Origin of the sequence: Blautia sp. AF17-9LB, assembly GCF_003479185.1 — a bacterium.
In the GTDB taxonomy this organism is placed as follows: domain Bacteria; phylum Bacillota; class Clostridia; order Lachnospirales; family Lachnospiraceae; genus Fusicatenibacter; species Fusicatenibacter saccharivorans.
Genome location: NZ_QUGU01000020.1, coordinates 17,626 through 34,235, shown reverse-complemented (window position 1 = coordinate 34,235; position 16,610 = coordinate 17,626). Strand labels below are relative to the sequence as shown.

20 protein-coding genes are annotated in these 16,610 nt (G+C 45.1%); 16 read left to right on the top strand and 4 right to left on the bottom strand.

The window, feature by feature from the left end:
• The first annotated feature begins 43 nt into the window (after positions 1–43).
• On the top strand, positions 44–2,071 hold the full coding sequence (locus DWX00_RS17020) for a glycoside hydrolase family 31 protein (RefSeq protein ID WP_118595850.1): 2,028 nt from the start codon (positions 44–46) through the stop codon (positions 2,069–2,071).
• Between the two features lie 84 nt (positions 2,072–2,155).
• Here the strand turns inward: DWX00_RS17020 and DWX00_RS17015 are convergent, their stop codons facing one another.
• The gene (locus DWX00_RS17015; RefSeq protein WP_118595849.1) at positions 2,156–2,977 is read right to left on the bottom strand and encodes a hypothetical protein; all 822 of its coding nucleotides are present in this window, start codon (positions 2,975–2,977) and stop codon (positions 2,156–2,158) included.
• Positions 2,958–3,593 carry a helix-turn-helix domain-containing protein gene (locus tag DWX00_RS17010; RefSeq protein ID WP_118595848.1) on the bottom strand — a complete coding sequence of 212 codons (636 nt, stop codon included), beginning with the start codon at positions 3,591–3,593 and terminating at the stop codon, positions 2,958–2,960. The genes DWX00_RS17015 and DWX00_RS17010 overlap by 20 nt, the downstream gene beginning before the upstream one ends.
• 269 nt (positions 3,594–3,862) lie before the next feature.
• Between DWX00_RS17010 and DWX00_RS17005 the strand changes: the two genes are divergently transcribed.
• Entirely contained in the window at positions 3,863–4,153 is a 291-nt protein-coding gene (locus tag DWX00_RS17005; RefSeq protein WP_118595847.1) for a hypothetical protein, read from the top strand.
• Here the strand turns inward: DWX00_RS17005 and DWX00_RS17000 are convergent.
• Both DWX00_RS17000 and DWX00_RS16995 read right to left on the bottom strand, forming a co-directional pair.
• Positions 4,139–4,339, bottom strand: coding sequence for a hypothetical protein (locus DWX00_RS17000; protein WP_147398277.1), 201 nt, complete (start codon positions 4,337–4,339; stop codon positions 4,139–4,141). The genes DWX00_RS17005 and DWX00_RS17000 overlap by 15 nt on opposite strands.
• Before the next feature lie 38 nt (positions 4,340–4,377).
• Positions 4,378–4,620, bottom strand: a complete 243-nt coding sequence (locus tag DWX00_RS16995) for a hypothetical protein (protein ID WP_055265060.1) — start codon at positions 4,618–4,620, stop codon at positions 4,378–4,380.
• 136 nt (positions 4,621–4,756) lie between these two features.
• Between DWX00_RS16995 and DWX00_RS16990 the strand changes: the two genes are divergently transcribed.
• The 14 genes from DWX00_RS16990 to DWX00_RS16925 all read left to right on the top strand — a co-directional run bounded on the left by DWX00_RS16990 (position 4,757) and on the right by DWX00_RS16925 (position 16,601).
• The gene (locus tag DWX00_RS16990) at positions 4,757–5,239 is read left to right on the top strand and encodes a glycoside hydrolase family 3 N-terminal domain-containing protein (protein ID WP_416388409.1); all 483 of its coding nucleotides are present in this window, start codon (positions 4,757–4,759) and stop codon (positions 5,237–5,239) included.
• 205 nt (positions 5,240–5,444) lie between these two features.
• A complete protein-coding gene (locus DWX00_RS16985; protein ID WP_022461716.1) occupies positions 5,445–5,708 on the top strand; it encodes an IreB family regulatory phosphoprotein in 264 nt (87 codons plus the stop codon).
• Between the two features lie 11 nt (positions 5,709–5,719).
• Complete coding sequence (gene ruvX, locus DWX00_RS16980; RefSeq protein ID WP_118595845.1) at positions 5,720–6,163, top strand: Holliday junction resolvase RuvX; 444 nt, start codon at positions 5,720–5,722, stop codon at positions 6,161–6,163.
• A gap of 15 nt (positions 6,164–6,178) precedes the next feature.
• A complete protein-coding gene (locus tag DWX00_RS16975) occupies positions 6,179–6,439 on the top strand; it encodes a DUF1292 domain-containing protein (protein ID WP_022461718.1) in 261 nt (86 codons plus the stop codon).
• Positions 6,440–6,617: 178 nt separating this feature from the next.
• Positions 6,618–8,282 carry a ribonuclease J gene (locus DWX00_RS16970; protein WP_055218756.1) on the top strand — a complete coding sequence of 555 codons (1,665 nt, stop codon included), beginning with the start codon at positions 6,618–6,620 and terminating at the stop codon, positions 8,280–8,282.
• Between the two features lie 5 nt (positions 8,283–8,287).
• Positions 8,288–8,623: a YlbF family regulator gene (locus tag DWX00_RS16965; RefSeq protein WP_158578899.1), complete on the top strand. Its 336-nt coding sequence runs from the start codon at positions 8,288–8,290 to the stop codon at positions 8,621–8,623.
• 26 nt (positions 8,624–8,649) lie between these two features.
• A complete protein-coding gene (locus tag DWX00_RS16960) occupies positions 8,650–9,063 on the top strand; it encodes a solute-binding protein (RefSeq protein ID WP_117761676.1) in 414 nt (137 codons plus the stop codon).
• A 30-nt stretch (positions 9,064–9,093) separates the two neighbouring features.
• Positions 9,094–9,759 (top strand): O-methyltransferase, encoded by a 666-nt coding sequence (locus DWX00_RS16955; protein WP_055265050.1) that lies wholly within the window; start codon positions 9,094–9,096, stop codon positions 9,757–9,759.
• Positions 9,756–10,985: a peptidase U32 family protein gene (locus DWX00_RS16950; protein WP_117509576.1), complete on the top strand. Its 1,230-nt coding sequence runs from the start codon at positions 9,756–9,758 to the stop codon at positions 10,983–10,985. Before DWX00_RS16955 ends, DWX00_RS16950 begins: the two co-directional genes overlap by 4 nt.
• Positions 10,986–12,377: 1,392 nt before the next feature.
• On the top strand, positions 12,378–13,625 hold the full coding sequence (locus DWX00_RS16945; RefSeq protein ID WP_118595843.1) for a nucleotide sugar dehydrogenase: 1,248 nt from the start codon (positions 12,378–12,380) through the stop codon (positions 13,623–13,625).
• 21 nt (positions 13,626–13,646) lie between these two features.
• Positions 13,647–14,120, top strand: coding sequence for a PssD/Cps14F family polysaccharide biosynthesis glycosyltransferase (gene pssD, locus DWX00_RS16940; RefSeq protein WP_118595842.1), 474 nt, complete (start codon positions 13,647–13,649; stop codon positions 14,118–14,120).
• Positions 14,121–14,612 carry a PssE/Cps14G family polysaccharide biosynthesis glycosyltransferase gene (pssE, locus tag DWX00_RS16935; RefSeq protein WP_118595841.1) on the top strand — a complete coding sequence of 164 codons (492 nt, stop codon included), beginning with the start codon at positions 14,121–14,123 and terminating at the stop codon, positions 14,610–14,612. It begins immediately after the preceding gene.
• Between the two features lie 2 nt (positions 14,613–14,614).
• On the top strand, positions 14,615–15,514 hold the full coding sequence (locus tag DWX00_RS16930) for an ATP-grasp fold amidoligase family protein (RefSeq protein WP_118595840.1): 900 nt from the start codon (positions 14,615–14,617) through the stop codon (positions 15,512–15,514).
• A 37-nt stretch (positions 15,515–15,551) separates the two neighbouring features.
• Complete coding sequence (locus DWX00_RS16925; protein WP_118595839.1) at positions 15,552–16,601, top strand: glycosyltransferase family 4 protein; 1,050 nt, start codon at positions 15,552–15,554, stop codon at positions 16,599–16,601.
• Positions 16,602–16,610: the final 9 nt, after the last annotated feature.

The window sequence follows — 16,610 nt, the reverse complement described above, 5'->3', positions numbered from 1 at the left end:
AATTTTTCTGTGACCTCTCTTTTCAAAAAAGGAGAATAAAACAATGCGTTTTCAGACAGAAAATGGTGTGTTAATTGCACAGGCAAACGGAGAAACACTGCGGATTGAGCCGTGGGGAAAAGATTCCTTACGTGTCCGCGCAACGATGCTTCCGGGATTTTCCGGAAAGGACTGGGCGCTGACCGAAGTGCCGGAAAAAACAGAGGCAAAAGCAGAGCAGTTTGCGGTCGATCATCTGGAAATCGACGGATCGATGGGAAAAAGAACCAGCGCATCCATCACCAATGGAAAAATCCGTGCTGTGGTCAACTTTGCAGGAGTTATCACCTTCTACAAAGAAGAACAGGAAATTTTAAGAGAATATCACCGTTGCTACGACGGAACGATCAGCAAAGAGAGCCGCTGCTTAAAAACGGTCAACCGTGAGTGGAAAGGTGTGATCGGCGGAAGCGAATACAGCCTGAACCTGAAATTTGAGAGCAACGACGAAGAGAAGATTTTCGGAATGGGCCAGTATCAGCAGAAATACATGGATCTGAAGGGATGCACCCTGGAGCTGGCGCAGCGGAACTCCCAGATCAGCGTACCATTCGCCGTATCCAGCTTAGGATATGGTATGCTGTGGAACAATCCGGCTGTCGGACAGGTAACCTTCGGAAAGAACTACACCGAATGGACTGCACGCTCGACCAAAGATATGGACTACTGGCTGACCGCAGCCGATACACCGAAAGAGATCCTGGAAAATTACACCGCAGTGACCGGCCGCGCGCCGAAATTCCCGGAGGACCGTATGGGCCTGTGGCAGTGCAAGCTGCGCTACCGTACGCAGGAGGAAGTGCTTGAAGTGGCACGCCGCTACCAGAAGGAAGGCATCAAAATCGATCAGATTGTCATCGATTTCTTCCACTGGACCGTACAGGGCGACTGGAAATTCGATGAAAAATACTGGCCGGATCCAAAAGCCATGGTGGACGAACTGCATTCCATGGGAATCAAAGTTATCGTTTCCGTATGGCCAAGCGTAGACCGGAAGAGCGAGAATTTCTGGCCGATGCTGGACCGCGGCCTGCTGATTAAAACAGAGCGCGGCGCCCTGCAGACGTATGATTTCCAGGGGGACTGCGTGGAAATCGATGTGTTCAACCCGGAAACCAGAAAATACGTCTGGGAAGTCTGCAAGAAAAACTATTATGATTTTGGAATCGATGCCTTCTGGCTGGACAACTCAGAACCGGATTTCGGCGTTTACGATTTCGATCATTACCGCTATATCGACGGACCTGCTCTTTCCTGCAGCAATATCTATCCGCAGCTGTACAGCCGTGTCTTCTATGACGGCATGAAAGCAGAAGGAGAAGAAAATATTGTAAACCTGCTTCGCTGCGCCTGGGCCGGAAGCCAGAAATACGGAAATGTTGTATGGTCCGGCGATGTGCCGAGTACCTTTGAAGCCTTCTATGATCAGCTCCAGGCCGGCCTTAATATGGGTCTTGCCGGCATTCCATGGTGGACAACCGATATCGGCGGCTTTATGACAGATGATGTCAACGACCCGGATTTCCAGCAGCTTCTGATCCGCTGGTATGAGTTTGCCGTTTACTCTGCTGTTTTCCGTATGCACGGCGACCGCGGACCGCACAACATTCCACCGCTCGATGACCGTGATTTTGGCGGCGGCTACCTGTATACCGGCCAGTCCAATGAACTGTGGAGCTATGGAGAAGAAAATTACCGGATCATGAAAAAATATTACGACATCCGCATCAGCATGCACGATTACATCAAACAGCTGTATGACGAGGCATCCGAAAACGGTTCTCCGCTGATCCGTACCATGTTCTACGAGTTCCCGGATGACAAAAAATGCTGGGAGCTGCAGGATCAGTATATGTTCGGAAGCGAATACCTGGTAGCGCCGATTTTCCATCTGAACGAGTTTGAGCGTGAAGTATATCTTCCGGAAGGACGCTGGGAAGACACCAGAGACGGAAAAGTGTACGAAGGCGGACAGACTATCCGTGCCGCTGCACCGATCGATTCGATTCCGGTATTTAAGAAAATGGCATAAGATCGTGTAAAAAGGTCAAAAAAGAAAACAGTACAGAAGACACACACAGCGTGGGGACTTTTCTGTACTGTTTTCTTTTCGACTCTAACTGCGCATCAGATATCCATATTTGCGCATCTGTCGGCGTATGATTTGCTCAACACGCTGGCGGATTTCCAGAGGGTAGTAATCGGCCAGAGAAGCCAGTTCCGTGCAGACATCTTTTGGCGTAAAGGAAAAGTGAAGCTGGATACCGTATAATTCCTCCGCAGCATCCAGCTGTGTATCAAAATCAGAGCTGAAAGGTTTGGCTTCGATGCGTTCCATACAAACATCCATCGGCAGATCCAGAGGGTAGTCATTGCTGGTGTCTGCAAACAGGCATAAACCCTGATCGAACAGGGGACTTAGAGAATATTGCGCTGTTTCTGTATCATATAGAACAGCGATGTTGTTGGTGTGCCGGTCTTCATTCAGAAAGAAGGCATCAATTTCCAGCATAGCGGTCAAATATGCGCCGAAGTTCTGAATTCCCGTCATGTTTTCTAACTGGTCTGCCAGAAAACGAATGCGTTCCGCAGGTTCTGAAAAAGCAGCAAGTGAGATTGCCAGACTGTCTCCGGTATTCTGACGGTACAGTTTTTCCAATGGGATCAGCATCTGATTTGCTTTTAGAAAATCAGGACTGGAACAGCCACTGCGGAGAGTGCCGCGGTATGCAATCCGAACAGGCTGATACAGGACAAACGGATGGGAAAGAGTGCTTTTTTGCAGTAAATGAGACACCAGTGTCTCCGAGAGTCCCTCATATCCCATATAGTCGGATTTGTACCAGATATTACCGATTTTCCACTTGAGCTGGTCCCCTTTTGAGGTGTGATCTGTTTTTTTGACAGGCAGCTGATTATCAAGACGGATCTGTTCCATGGCGTGCCTCCTTATTCTTCAGAATCAGGATCCATTGCTCGTCACCGGCCATTCGCCCATCTGTTTTTTCAATGATAAGCAGCGGATCATAAAAGGGAAGTCCCATTTCTTTTAAAATATCTTTGGCATGATCGCGTGTTTTGGGAAAACAGCGGCTTTCCAGAAACCAGGTAAAATCATCCCAGGTCGGATGCTCCACAACGCCAAAGGCACGAAGCGGAATTTTTTTTGTGTAATTCTGGATTGCAATTTTCTCATGACGGAAGTCGATATCAATCGTTGTGCAAAGCTGATCGCGGTAAAGAAAACACATCCGCGTTTTGACATCGGGATCCGTGCTGAAACAGTGAGCACGGGCAATTTGATTGTATACCGTCTGCCTGCTGACCTGAAAGGTGCGCGCGATCTCGGCAATACTTTTTCCCTGCTGCTGCATGGCAGCCATCTGAATGATTTGTGGCAGCGAAAAAGCAGGTTTTCTTCCAGCTGCATGGCGCAGGGCTTCTTTTTGGGCTAACTGCTGGTATTGTTCCGCGTCCTTGGAAAGCTTGCGCAGCTCCTTTGGATCTGTTGTTCCAAAGATCTCATAAATCTGCTGCTCAAATGTGTTTTTCATGCAATCACCTCGTTTCTGCCATTACTGTATCACAGAGATCTGAAAGCGTCAAGAAATCATTTATTGACAAAAAACGAACTGATTGAGAAAAGTTACGGCTCGCAGATGTCTGAGAACAGCAATCATGGCGATGAAAGAACTTCCCTGCAGTGCAGGCAAAAGCTTGACAGAAAAAAGAAAAGTAGCGTACAATAAAGAAGCAGTACAGAGAGGCACGCAAACCGTGGGATTTCTGTGCTGTTTTTTTAGCAAAAAGGGAGGTTTTCAAAATGAATGAACTGGTTGAACTGTTAGACGAACTGCAGAAAAAAGCAAAAGCAGACCCCATTCTGCGTGGAAAACTGCTTCAGACAAGGGAAAATCCGAATCCAATCCACGCATTCTGCGAAATCTGCCATGCCTATGGCGTTTCCATCTATGAAATGGATCTTGCCATGGCAGGTGAAGAATTTTACGCAGAAATCAAACGCAGCACCAATGGCGGCGGAGAAAATTCCCCGGCGCTTGAAGGGGAAGATGACTTCTATGAGCTGTTTCTGGCAGCGTTAGAAAATATATGATTTTTTGCGAAGAATGTAAGTATTGATGAGTGTGGAAAGCTGCATGGACAGTGCCTGATGAACCTGCGAAGGGCTTGCCATGTCGTAGACGACACCGTCAAAAACTTTGAAGCGTTTCTCTTCTGGAAGCATTTCATACTGTTCCAGCGTGACTTTTTCGAGCTGTGGTTGAAGAACTGGCGTCATAAAATACACATCTTTTCCCAAAAATGAAATGAAATCGCTTAAAATTCTTTCTTTAAATGTTCTGCGAGAATCGTATCGTAATCGCCTTCGATTTCCTCATCGCGCCCTGCATACCGCAGATTGGTCTCCACGCCGACCGGCTCCACATCGTCTGCAAATTCCCAGATATGATACCGCAGACCGCGGTGCTCAAAGTCGATGCTTCCGCAGTTGTCCTCTTCCGTATAGGAAAACGTGATTTTTTTCTCGTTTAAGACAGATTGAATTTGTGTCATATGCATAAAGCGTGATACCTCCGATTTTGTAGTTATCTGGAATAAAAAACAGCTACATTTGTTTACATTAGTATAGAACAGGGCGGGAGAAAATTCAATCGAAATTCTGGTCAGAATCATCGCAGCAGCTCTCACACGCGGTGTGCAGAGACAGCACGGGGTCGGAACGACCATCAAACATTACGCCTGCAACAATCAGGAAGAAAACCGCCGCGGCGTATCGAGCATCGTCTCCGAGCGCGCTCTGCGTGAGATCTATCTGAAGGGCTTCGAAATTGCAATCAAAGAATCCCAGCCAAAGGCGATCATGACCTCCTACAACAAGGTAAACGGTGTCCACACCGCCAACAGCTACGATCTGTGCACAACCGCTGCAAGAAAGGAATGGGGCTTTGCCGGCATCATCATGACAGACTGGACCACAACAAACGCTGACGGAGGCTCCTCTGCCGCAAAATGCATTGCTGCCGGAAACGATCTTGTGATGCCGGGAACCGAAACCGACCGCCGCGAAATCCTGGATGCGCTGAGTGCCGAAAATGACCAGTATCTCGAGGAAAAAGACCTGACCGCCTGTGCCCAGAGAATCCTGGAAATGATTTTTACTTCCAATTCATATGAATAATGCGGCGTTTTCAGGGATAAAATAACATCAGAAATAGCTGCGCCCCTTCGCAAAGCAAAATTTTCCATGCGGGCTTTGAATGTTACAGTTCGCTGAGATGCAGTGAACTGTAACATTCAAATAGTTGGGCAATTTCACGATTGAAATTTCCCATAACATGTATTAGAATATAAATGATATCAATAAATACGAGGACGTGAAAAGAATGTCAGGATTAAGTAACACACAATATTTTAAAGTAAAAACAGAGCCGGAGATTCAGGTAAAAGAGGTACTCGAAACCGTTTACAACGCCATGGTAGAAAAAGGGTATAATCCAGTCAACCAGATCGTAGGCTATATCATGTCAGGCGATCCGACGTACATTACAAGCTTCAAGGGGGCCAGAAGCCTGATCATGAAAGTAGAGCGTGATGAACTGGTAGAGGAACTGTTAAAAGAGTACATCAAAAATGAATCCTGGAAGTGAGCGTAATTACTATGAGAATAATGGGATTAGATTACGGCTCAAAAACAGTAGGGGTGGCAGTCAGCGACCCTCTGGGTCTTACTGCGCAGGGAATCGAAATTGTCCGCAGAAAATCGGAGAATAAGCTGCGCCAGACGCTGGCCCGGATTGAAGAGATAGCAAAAGAGTACGGCGTGGAAAAAATCGTACTCGGCTTCCCGAAACATATGAACAACGACATCGGAGAGCGGGCCGAAAAATCTCTCGAGTTCAAAGAAATGCTGGAGAGACGGACAGGCCTGCCCGTTGTCATGTGGGACGAGCGGCTGACAACCGTAGAAGCAGACCGCACCATGATGGAAACCGGAATCCGCAGAGAAAACCGCAAGGAGTACGTGGATATGATTGCGGCTGTTTTTATCCTGCAGGGATATCTCGACTATCTTTCCAATCAGCAGGCAACACAGGAAAACTAAACAAAGGAATATTGTATGGAAAAAATAACATTTGTAACAGATGATGGCGGCAAAGAAGAATTTTACGTGGAGGAGCAGACCAGAATCAACGGAGTCAACTATATTCTGGTATCCGATTCAAAGGACGACGAGGCAAATGCCTATATTCTGAAGGATATCTCCACCGACACCGACGCAGAGGCAGAGTATGTTATGGTAGAAGACGACACCGAATTCGATGCCGTTTCCGGCGTATTTGCTTCCATGTTGGATGACGAGGCAGACATCACCTATTGAACCAGCCGTTTTGAAGCCATACCGGGACGCAGACGAAGCGGGACCGGGACAGCGCTTAAAAGGGCAAATCCTGCAGGTGCGGGACATGCTCCATCAGCCTGAAGTGACGCTCAGGGGATGCGTGCGTGAAGCCGTACCGGTAACGGAATCGTTTGGAAAACATGCGCGGAGGTGCTATTTGAAAAAGAATAATGGAAGTAAATTAAAAATTATACCGCTTGGCGGTCTGGAACAGATCGGTATGAACATCACCGTTTTCGAGTATGAGGACAGTATCATCGTCGTAGACTGCGGACTTGCATTCCCGGAAGACGACATGCTCGGTATCGACCTGGTCATCCCGGATGTAACATATCTGAAAGAAAACATCGACAAAGTCAAAGGCTTCGTCATCACCCACGGCCACGAGGACCATATCGGAGCCCTGCCTTACATCTTAAAAGAAGTCAACGTGCCGGTCTACGCCACCAAACTGACCATCGGCCTGATCGAAAACAAATTAAAGGAGCACAACCTGCTCCGTACCACAAAACGGAAAATCATCAAACACGGACAGTCCATCAACCTGGGCGCATTCCGCATTGAGTTTATCAAAACAAACCACAGTATTGCAGATGCAGCAGCACTGGCAATCTACTCCCCGGCTGGCATCATCGTCCACACCGGAGACTTCAAAGTCGACTACACACCAGTCTTTGGTGATGTCATCGACCTGCAGAGATTCGCAGAGATCGGAAAGAAAGGCGTTCTGGCACTGATGTGCGACAGTACCAATGCAGAGCGGCCTGGCTTTACCATGTCCGAGCGGACCGTAGGAAAGACGATCGACGGCCTGTTTGCCGAGCATCAGAATTCCCGAATCATCATCGCAACCTTCGCATCGAACGTCGACCGTGTGCAGCAGATCATCAACTCTGCTTATAAATACGGCCGTAAAGTTGTCATCGAAGGCCGCAGCATGGTCAACATCATCTCCATCGCGCAGGAGCTGGGCTACATCAATATCCCGGAAAATACCCTGATCGATGTGGAGCAGATGAAAAACTACACCGGCGAGCAGCTTGTCCTGATCACCACCGGAAGCCAGGGCGAGTCCATGGCAGCACTGTCCCGTATGGCGGCACACCTGCACAAAAAGATCTCGATCCTGCCGGGCGACACCGTGATCTTCAGTTCCCACCCAATCCCGGGAAATGAAAAAGCCGTTTCGAACGTCATCAACGAACTGTCTGCACAGGGTGCCAACGTCGTATTCCAGGACGTTCACGTATCCGGACATGCCTGCCAGGAGGAAATCAAACTGATCTACTCCCTGGTAAAACCGAAATACGCCATTCCGGTACACGGCGAGTACCGCCACTTAAAAGCACACGCAGAAGTAGCACAGAGTCTCGGCATCCCGAAAGAGAACATCTTCCTCATGTATTCCGGTGATGTCATGGAACTCGATGAGGACGGCGCAGCAGTAACTGGCAAAGTCCACACCGGAGCCATCATGGTCGACGGACTCGGCGTTGGTGATGTAGGAAATATCGTCCTGCGTGACCGCCAGCATCTGTCCGAGGACGGAATCATGGTCGTTGTACTGACTCTCGAAAAGAGAACGAACCAGCTTCTGGCCGGCCCGGACATCGTATCCCGCGGTTTCGTCTATGTACGCGAATCCGAGGATTTGATGGGCGAGGCAAGAGAAGTTGTAGAAGAGGCGCTGGATGGCTGCCTTTCCAAAAATATCTCCGACTGGGGCAAGATCAAATCCACGATCAAAGATGCCCTCGGCGATTATGTATGGAAGAAAACAAAGAGAAGACCGATGATCCTTCCGATCATCATGGAGGCATAAATACCATGGACAAAGTAACAGAATGCCTGGACGCGCTCATCGAAGAAATGAGGGAGAGCAGGGCATATCAGAATTACTTGTGGATGGAAGAGAAACTTGAAAAAGACCCGGACTTAAAAAGCCGGGTCGACGACTATCGAATCCGCAACTACCGACTGCAGCAGTCCGAAAACGTAGACCTTTACGATGCGGTAGATTCCCTCGAACGGGATTCCTACGCACTCCGCAAAAGCGAGAAAGCAAACGCCTATCTTGAAGCGGAACTCGAGGTCTGTAAGATGGTACAGAAGGTGCAGGACCGTATTTCAGAGGCAATCCGCATCGGAGTACCGGAAATCTAAAACCGAAAATCAAAAGGAGAGCGCCCATGTCCGAAAAGAAAAGGGATGCCGGATACCGCGCAGCGCTGACAGGTGCGAAAGGAACCGTGCGCCTGCTCATTTACGTCTGCGTAATTCTTGTGATCATTCTGGCAGCGAAAACTTCATATCAGTTTGGACATGACGTGTTTGCTGAGGAGCCAGTCGCATCCAGAGGAAAAGGAAAGGAAGTCACCGTACAGGTGCGTTCCGGCATGGAGGCGAAAGAACTTGGCGAACTCCTGAAAGACAACGGACTGATCGACGAAAGCCTTCTGGTTTTCGAAGTCCAGTACCGCCTGTCCGGCTACTACGGCGGCATCAAGGACGGTTCCTACGTGCTGAACACCGCACAGACCGTCGATGAAATGCTGGAAATTCTGGCGGGCATCAACACCGAAGGACAGCCGTCTGCGGAATAACGCACGTTTGCAAAACAAGAGGAATCTTACATGATAATAGACGAACGAATGGTAACCTACATCAATTCCCTGGACACCGGCCACACCCCGTTTCTGGAAAATCTGGAGCGGACGGCCAAACAGGACCGGGTGCCGATCATTCGCCGTGAAATGCAGAGCTTTTTAAAAGTATTCTTAAAGATGAAACAGCCAAAGAGAATCCTGGAGGTAGGAACTGCCGTAGGATTCTCTGCTGTTTTCATGGCACAGTACGGCGAACCGGACGCAGAGATTACCACAATAGAAAATTACGAAAAACGCATCCCGATCGCACGGGAGAACTTCGAAAAATCCGGCTTCGCCGACCGCATCACGCTGATCCCGGGAGACGCTGCAGAAGTCTTAAAAACCCTGGATGGCCCGTACGATTTTATCTTTATGGACGCCGCTAAGGGACAGTACATCCACTTCCTGCCGGAAGTCCTGCGTGTCCTTGATAAGAACGGCGTACTGATCACCGACAACGTGCTGCAGGACGGCGACGTCATCGAATCCCGCTTCGCCGTGGAACGCCGGAACCGCACGATCCACAAACGGATGCGGGAATACTTATTTGAACTGACACACAATGAAGGGCTGCTGACATCGGTCGTGCCGCTGGGAGATGGAATCGCGATCACGATGAAAAGCCATGAGAAGAGAGAGGAAACAACATGAGAAAACCGGAATTACTGGTTCCAGCCAGCAGTCTGGAAGTATTAAAAGTAGCAGTGATCTTCGGCGCAGATGCCGTATATATCGGCGGAGAAGTCTTCGGACTTCGGGCGAAGGCGAAGAACTTTTCGATGGAAGACATGAAAGAAGGTGTGGAGTTTGCGCATGAGCATGGCGTAAAGGTCTATGTCACCGCGAATATTCTGGCACATAACCAGGATCTTGAGGGCGTGCGCGCTTACTTTGCCGAATTAAAAGAGATCGGGCCGGATGCACTCATTATTTCGGATCCGGGAGTGTATCGGATTGCGATGGAAGTGTGCCCGGAGATTGAGCGGCATATCAGTACACAGGCGAATAATACGAACTATGGAACGTATCAGTTCTGGTATGAACAGGGGGCGAAGCGCGTCGTGACAGCGCGGGAGCTGTCGCTGGCGGAGATCAAAGAGATTCGGGAGCATATTCCGGAGGAGATGGAGATTGAGACATTTATTCATGGGGCGATGTGTATTTCGTACTCGGGAAGATGTCTGCTGTCCAATTATTTCACGGGAAGAGATGCGAACCAGGGGGCTTGTACACATCCGTGCCGGTGGAAGTATGCGGTCGTGGAAGAGTCCAGACCGGGGGAGTATCTGCCGGTGTATGAGAATGAGAGAGGGACGTATATCTTTAACTCGAAAGATCTTTGTATGATTGAGCATATCCCGGATTTGCTGGATGCGGGGATTGACAGTTATAAGATTGAAGGAAGAATGAAGACGGCGCTGTATGTGGCGACGGTAGCAAGGACGTATCGGAAGGCGATTGATGATTATCTGGAGAGCCCTAAGAAGTATGAGGAAAATATGGAGTGGTATCGGGATCAGATCTCGAACTGTACGTACAGGCAGTTTACTACGGGATTTTTCTATGGGAAGCCGGATCATGAGAGCCAGATTTATGATAGTAATACGTATGTGAAGGAGTATACGTATCTGGGGATTGTTGGGGAGAAGAATGAAAAAAGCAGATATGCGATTGAGCAGAGGAATAAGTTTTCGGTTGGGGAAGAGATTGAAGTGATGAAACCGGATGGGGAGAATGTCTGCGTTACGGTGAAGGGGATCTGGGATGATGAAGGGAACCAGATGGAGAGTGCGCCGCATCCGAAGCAGAAATTGTGGATTGATCTTGGCGTGGAATTGGATAGGTTTGATATTTTGAGAAGGAAAGAAATGGAATAGGATAGGAAAATAAAAGGGGATTAGGAACGTGTCATTTTCGAAAGGTTGCTAATCCTTTTTTTGTGCGAATAGAGATTATGTAAAATAATGGTAATGATAAAAGAAACAAACAGGAAAAAGTTCGACATTCTGTGAAGAAAGTTGCTTCATAATGTTTACAAACTGGAGCAAATAAGCTAGAATGTACATGATATTGTTAGGCTAAGGCTAAATGCTGTTTTAATAGGCCATAAGTCACAAAAATATGTTAAGTGTCATTATAAACGGAATGTATATAACTGGCAATGTCTACTCAACAAACCATATTGACGTAGCATCGTCGAAAAGAACTTGTTTTGCACACTAATTAGATTGCTAAAATTGGTTATATTTCACAACTATATGAACTAAAAACGCCGGATACTTATACATAACGCTGAACTTTTGACCCCTGTGGCACAAAATTGGCACATCTTTTTCAGATGTTTTGAGGGGATGCCGCCAAAGGCGACAAAAACAACAAAAAGCCATGAGTTTATCATCAACGTCTGAAACTGCTGTTGAGTACACTATCTGACCCGCTAATGACACCTACATCATAACGGTTTGTTGAGTCATGAAAATTAGAGAAAAACAGATGATTTTTACTTCATAAAACAGCTGTTGAGTAGAGCATGGATGGCGATGATGATTACATGTTTTGAGTGGTTGGGGCGAATGATTTGTTCATAATGAACAGTGAGTGACGAGAATTGGACTGGACGATATATACAGTTTTAACAAAACTCATGCACCGACAAGGTTCGATTCAACAATCCAACACTTAGAAAAAACGTCATTACAGAGTATACGGGGTTCGACTGTATAAAGTAACACTTCAGTTATAGAGGAATAGAGACGAGTGTACTCAACGGATGTTTTATGGAGTAGAAAACACGATTGCTGAGGTAATTGGGTACGACAGCATAAGAAAACACTTAGCCGAGTGTGGTTATCACACAGCAGAAATTAGAGAGAAAGACCATCCATATGGATGTGTACATAGAAAATTAGAGGATATGCCCGATGAGGGCCGGAGGAGTAAATAACATGAAGAATTACAAAATCGCCGTTGCGGGCACTGGGGCTAGAGATATAATAGGGTCAACCAAGAAAAACCACGATAACTAAAGGGTTTTGACGGCTCGACTCGTTCAACAAAAGTATTTATTTGCTGACAGGCTGCGGAGAAGCTAAAATCCAGAGGTTATAAGTGGGAGGCTTTGGTGCAGCTCTGTTTTGACCCACAAAATGAGCAGCAAGTAAAAAATTAAGGAGAACGAATCGAGCCTACGGTGGATTGCCATTGAGTGATCCGCCGTGGGCTTGTTTGCTGTTTTATCAAATGAAAAATTAGTGAGGGAGAACAGAACTATGAAAAATTATAAAATCGCTGTGGCCGGCACGGGATACGTCGGACTTTCGCTGGGAGTGCTTCTGAGCCAGCATCATCAGGTAGTTGCAGTCGATATTGTGCAGGCTAAGGTCGATATGATCAACAACAAGAAATCTCCGATTCAGGATGATTATATTGAAAAATACTTGGCAGAAAAAGACTTGAATTTGACCGCAACGCTGGATGCAAAGGTTGCATACTCGGATGCGGATTTTGTTGTAATCGCGGCTCCTACCAACTATGATAGCAAGACCCAGCACTTTGATACTTCTGCGGTTGAGGCTGTGATTAAGCTGGTTATGGAATATAATCCGAATGCCATTATGGTCATCAAATCTACTATCCCTGTTGGATATACCGCTTCTGTGCGTAAGAAGTTCAATACCAAGAATATTATCTTCAGCCCGGAGTTCCTGCGTGAATCTAAAGCCCTTTACGATAACCTGTATCCTTCCCGTATCATCGTTGGTACTGACCTGAACGATGAACGTCTGGTGAAAGCCGCACATGAGTTTGCTGGTCTGCTCCAGGAAGGTGCAATCAAGGAGAACATTGACACACTGTTCATGGGCTTCACTGAGGCCGAGGCGGTCAAGCTGTTCGCTAACACCTATTTGGCTTTGCGCGTGGCTTATTTCAATGAACTGGATACCTACGCAGAAAGCAAGGGGCTGAACACCCAGCAGATCATCGATGGCGTTTGCCTTGATCCTCGTATCGGCAGCCACTACAATAATCCGTCCTTTGGCTATGGCGGGTATTGCCTGCCGAAAGATACCAAGCAGCTGCTGGCAAACTATGCAGATGTTCCGGAAAATCTGATCGAAGCAATCGTGGAATCTAACCGTACCCGTAAGGACTTTATTGCTGACCGTGTTCTGAAATTGGCTGATTACTATGGCTACGATGCAGAGAATGAGTTTGATGAGAACAAGGAGAAATCTGTTACGATTGGTGTTTATCGCTTGACTATGAAATCCAACTCCGACAACTTCCGGCAGAGTTCTATTCAGGGCGTTATGAAGCGTGTGAAGGCAAAGGGCGCAACTGTCATTATCTATGAGCCGACGTTGAAAGATGGCGAAACATTCTTTGGTTCCCTAGTTGTCAATGACTTAGCGAAGTTCAAGGAAATGAGCCATGCCATTATTGCAAACCGTTATGACAAGTGTTTGGATGATGTGAAAGAAAAAGTATATACCAGAGATTTGTTTGGTAGAGATTAATAAGTGTGGGTTAGTAGAGAGATGGATGAAAAGAAAAACGTAAAGATATGCTTTGCGGCATCATCAGGCGGACATTATGAGCAGCTCATGATGTTAAAACCACTGATGGAGAAATATGATAGCTTTGTCATTACTGAGAAGACAGATTATAGCGCAGAAGCAAAAGGCGAAAAAACATATTATATGAAGCAGGTCAATCGCCGAGAAAAAGATTTTATCTGGCGGATGATTCAAAATGCCTGGAAGTCTATCGGCATTTATAGAAAAGAAAAACCCGATGTAGTTATCTGCACAGGAGTTCTTGCAATGATACCGATTTGCTTGGTTTCTAAATTTATGGGCAAGAAACTGATCTACATAGAATCTTTTGCGAAAGTTACTTCCCCTACCGAAACCGGAAAATTGCTCTACAAGTTTGCGGATCAGTTTTATGTTCAGTGGAAGCCAATGCTGAAATTCTATCCTAAAGCCATATTTTTAGGAGGAATCTATTAAATGGGCAATAAGATATTTATAACACTTGGATCACAGAAATTTCAGTTTAATAGATTGCTGAAGGCTGTTGATGAGCTGTGTGAAAAAGGGACAGTTGATGCAGAAGATGTGTTTGCACAAATAGGCTACAGCGATTACCTTCCGAAAAATTTCAGCTATAAAAAGTTTTTGGATAGGGATGAGTTTAGCAATGAAATGGAAAAAGCCAACATTGTTATAACACATGGAGGCACTGGAGCCATTATTGGAGCTGTCAAGAAGGGAAAGAAGGTTATAGCTGTTCCGAGGCTCGCGAAATATGGTGAGCATGTTGATGATCATCAGCTCCAATTGATAAAGCAGTTTGATGACCTTAATTTGATATGCTCTTGTCATGATGTTGGTGATTTGGAAACTGCACTTGATACAGTGCAACAGACAAAGTATAACAGCTATAAATCAAATACAATTAACATTATCAATAGTATTGAAGAATATATAAAAGGAAATTGATTATGAACAGAGATAAAGTTATGACTTTTGTAAAAAAGAGTCTTAGTTTTTTGCCAGATAAAAGCTATATCAAGTTATATTATCAGCTGAGAGTTGGAAGAAAATTGAATACAAACAACCCGACTACATTAAATGAAAAGCTCCAGTGGCTGAAGTTTAATTATAGGTTTCCGCTACAATCAATCGTGTCTGATAAGTTGCTGGTTCGAGATTATGTGAAAGAAAAAATAGGAGAGGAATATCTAATTCCACTATTAGGTAGTTGGGAAAAATATGAAGACATTGATTTTTCTTTGCTTCCAAAGCAATTTGTCTTGAAATGCAATCACGATTCTGGCGGATTAGTAGTTTGTACAGACAAAAATAAACTTGATCATGCAAACGCGAGAAGCAAAATTGAAAAATCCTTAAAGAGTAATTTCTTTTATATTGGTCGCGAGTATCAATATAAGAACATTAAGCCGATGATTCTCTGCGAAAAATTCATTTCTGATGATGGAAATATTCCGATGGATTATAAGATTTATTGCTTTAATGGTAAGCCGGATGTCATATTGGTTTGCAAAGACCGATTTAGCAAAAATTCACACAAAGCATCTTACTTATACTATGACCAAGAATGGAATTTCATTCCATTGAACAAAGGCGATGATAAGTTGCCTGATCCTAAGATTCCAATGCCAAAGAACTTAGATAAAATGTTAGAAATAGCAAAAATTTTATCTAAGGATTTTGTTTTTGCGCGTATCGATTTGTATAATATTAACGGACAAATTTATTTCGGGGAAATCACTTTGTCACCGAATTCTGGATTTGATGCGGATATTACATATGAAACAGATTTAATGTTTGGCAGAAAGTTGAAAATTCCATATTGGGACTCTATAAAGAGAAATATCTAATCGGGGAAAGATGATAGAATAAGGAGAAAGTAATGTAATGAAAATTTTAGTAATAGGGCCGAGTCCAATAAGATCTAAAGGTGGGATGGCTACTGTTATAGAGGAAATTGTAAAGGACAAAAAGCTGAATGAAGAATTTGAAATAGATGTTTATGAATCATATATTGATGGAAATAAATTAAAAGTTCTCCTGTTTTCTCTGCTTTCATTTGTTCGATTCTATTTTACGAAACGAAATTATGATATTTATCATATCCATGCAGCTTCATATGGTAGTACATTCAGAAAAGGTTTGTATGTTCATGCCGCGAAAAAGTGGGGCAAAAAAGTAATTTTACATATTCACGGTGCTGAATATATGCTCTTTTATGAAAAAAGCAATCAAAAGGATAAGATTGTTTCAATATTGAAAGAAGCAGATGAGGTTATTGCGTTGTCTGCTGATTGGAAAAAGAAGTTTGATGAAACATTTGGACTGAAAAATTGTGTTGTTCTTGAAAATGGTATAGACACTGAGAGATTGAAGCCTGCTATAACAATGGTCAAAGATCATCCGCACACTTTTGTATCTCTTGGGCGACTTGGAGAAAGAAAAGGAACGTATGACCTCATAAAAGCAATAGAACAAGTTAGGGAACAAATACCGGATATTAAATGTTATTTGGCTGGCGATGGGGATATTGATAGATGCAAGCAGATTGTTGAGGAAAAGAATCTCAAGAGCAATATCCTTATTGTGGGATGGGCTGATTTTGATAAGAAATTAGAGTTGCTTAAAAGATCTAGTGTATTGGTGCTTCCATCTTATAATGAAGGACTTCCAATGGCGATTTTGGAAGGTATGGCTTGCGGAAAAGCGATTATAAGCACTACGGTTGGTGCGATTCCAGAAGTTGTAAAAGAAGAAAATGGGATTTTAATAGAGCCGGGAGATATTAAAAAGCTTTCGGAAGCTTTAATTGGATATTGTATGAATCAAGAGACAGTAGAAAAAATAGGAAAAAATAATATTGCGCTTATTCATACAAAGTACAGCATGGACGCGATGCATCAAAAATTAGCTCAATATTATATTGATGTGATGTAGGAGAAAAGA

What these genes read in the sequence shown, in the direction of transcription:
- DWX00_RS17020 (WP_118595850.1), top strand. Translation starts at nt 44, where the DNA reads ATGCGTTTTCAGACAGAAAATGGTGTGTTAATTGCACAGGCAAACGGA.
- DWX00_RS17015 (WP_118595849.1), bottom strand. Translation starts at nt 2,977, where the DNA reads ATGGAACAGATCCGTCTTGATAATCAGCTGCCTGTCAAAAAAACAGAT.
- DWX00_RS17010 (WP_118595848.1), bottom strand. Translation starts at nt 3,593, where the DNA reads ATGAAAAACACATTTGAGCAGCAGATTTATGAGATCTTTGGAACAACA.
- DWX00_RS17005 (WP_118595847.1), top strand. Translation starts at nt 3,863, where the DNA reads ATGAATGAACTGGTTGAACTGTTAGACGAACTGCAGAAAAAAGCAAAA.
- DWX00_RS17000 (WP_147398277.1), bottom strand. Translation starts at nt 4,339, where the DNA reads ATGACGCCAGTTCTTCAACCACAGCTCGAAAAAGTCACGCTGGAACAG.
- DWX00_RS16995 (WP_055265060.1), bottom strand. Translation starts at nt 4,620, where the DNA reads ATGCATATGACACAAATTCAATCTGTCTTAAACGAGAAAAAAATCACG.
- DWX00_RS16985 (WP_022461716.1), top strand. Translation starts at nt 5,445, where the DNA reads ATGTCAGGATTAAGTAACACACAATATTTTAAAGTAAAAACAGAGCCG.
- ruvX (WP_118595845.1), top strand. Translation starts at nt 5,720, where the DNA reads ATGAGAATAATGGGATTAGATTACGGCTCAAAAACAGTAGGGGTGGCA.
- DWX00_RS16975 (WP_022461718.1), top strand. Translation starts at nt 6,179, where the DNA reads ATGGAAAAAATAACATTTGTAACAGATGATGGCGGCAAAGAAGAATTT.
- DWX00_RS16965 (WP_158578899.1), top strand. Translation starts at nt 8,288, where the DNA reads ATGGACAAAGTAACAGAATGCCTGGACGCGCTCATCGAAGAAATGAGG.
- DWX00_RS16960 (WP_117761676.1), top strand. Translation starts at nt 8,650, where the DNA reads ATGTCCGAAAAGAAAAGGGATGCCGGATACCGCGCAGCGCTGACAGGT.
- DWX00_RS16955 (WP_055265050.1), top strand. Translation starts at nt 9,094, where the DNA reads ATGATAATAGACGAACGAATGGTAACCTACATCAATTCCCTGGACACC.
- DWX00_RS16950 (WP_117509576.1), top strand. Translation starts at nt 9,756, where the DNA reads ATGAGAAAACCGGAATTACTGGTTCCAGCCAGCAGTCTGGAAGTATTA.
- DWX00_RS16945 (WP_118595843.1), top strand. Translation starts at nt 12,378, where the DNA reads ATGAAAAATTATAAAATCGCTGTGGCCGGCACGGGATACGTCGGACTT.
- pssD (WP_118595842.1), top strand. Translation starts at nt 13,647, where the DNA reads ATGGATGAAAAGAAAAACGTAAAGATATGCTTTGCGGCATCATCAGGC.
- pssE (WP_118595841.1), top strand. Translation starts at nt 14,121, where the DNA reads ATGGGCAATAAGATATTTATAACACTTGGATCACAGAAATTTCAGTTT.
- DWX00_RS16930 (WP_118595840.1), top strand. Translation starts at nt 14,615, where the DNA reads ATGAACAGAGATAAAGTTATGACTTTTGTAAAAAAGAGTCTTAGTTTT.
- DWX00_RS16925 (WP_118595839.1), top strand. Translation starts at nt 15,552, where the DNA reads ATGAAAATTTTAGTAATAGGGCCGAGTCCAATAAGATCTAAAGGTGGG.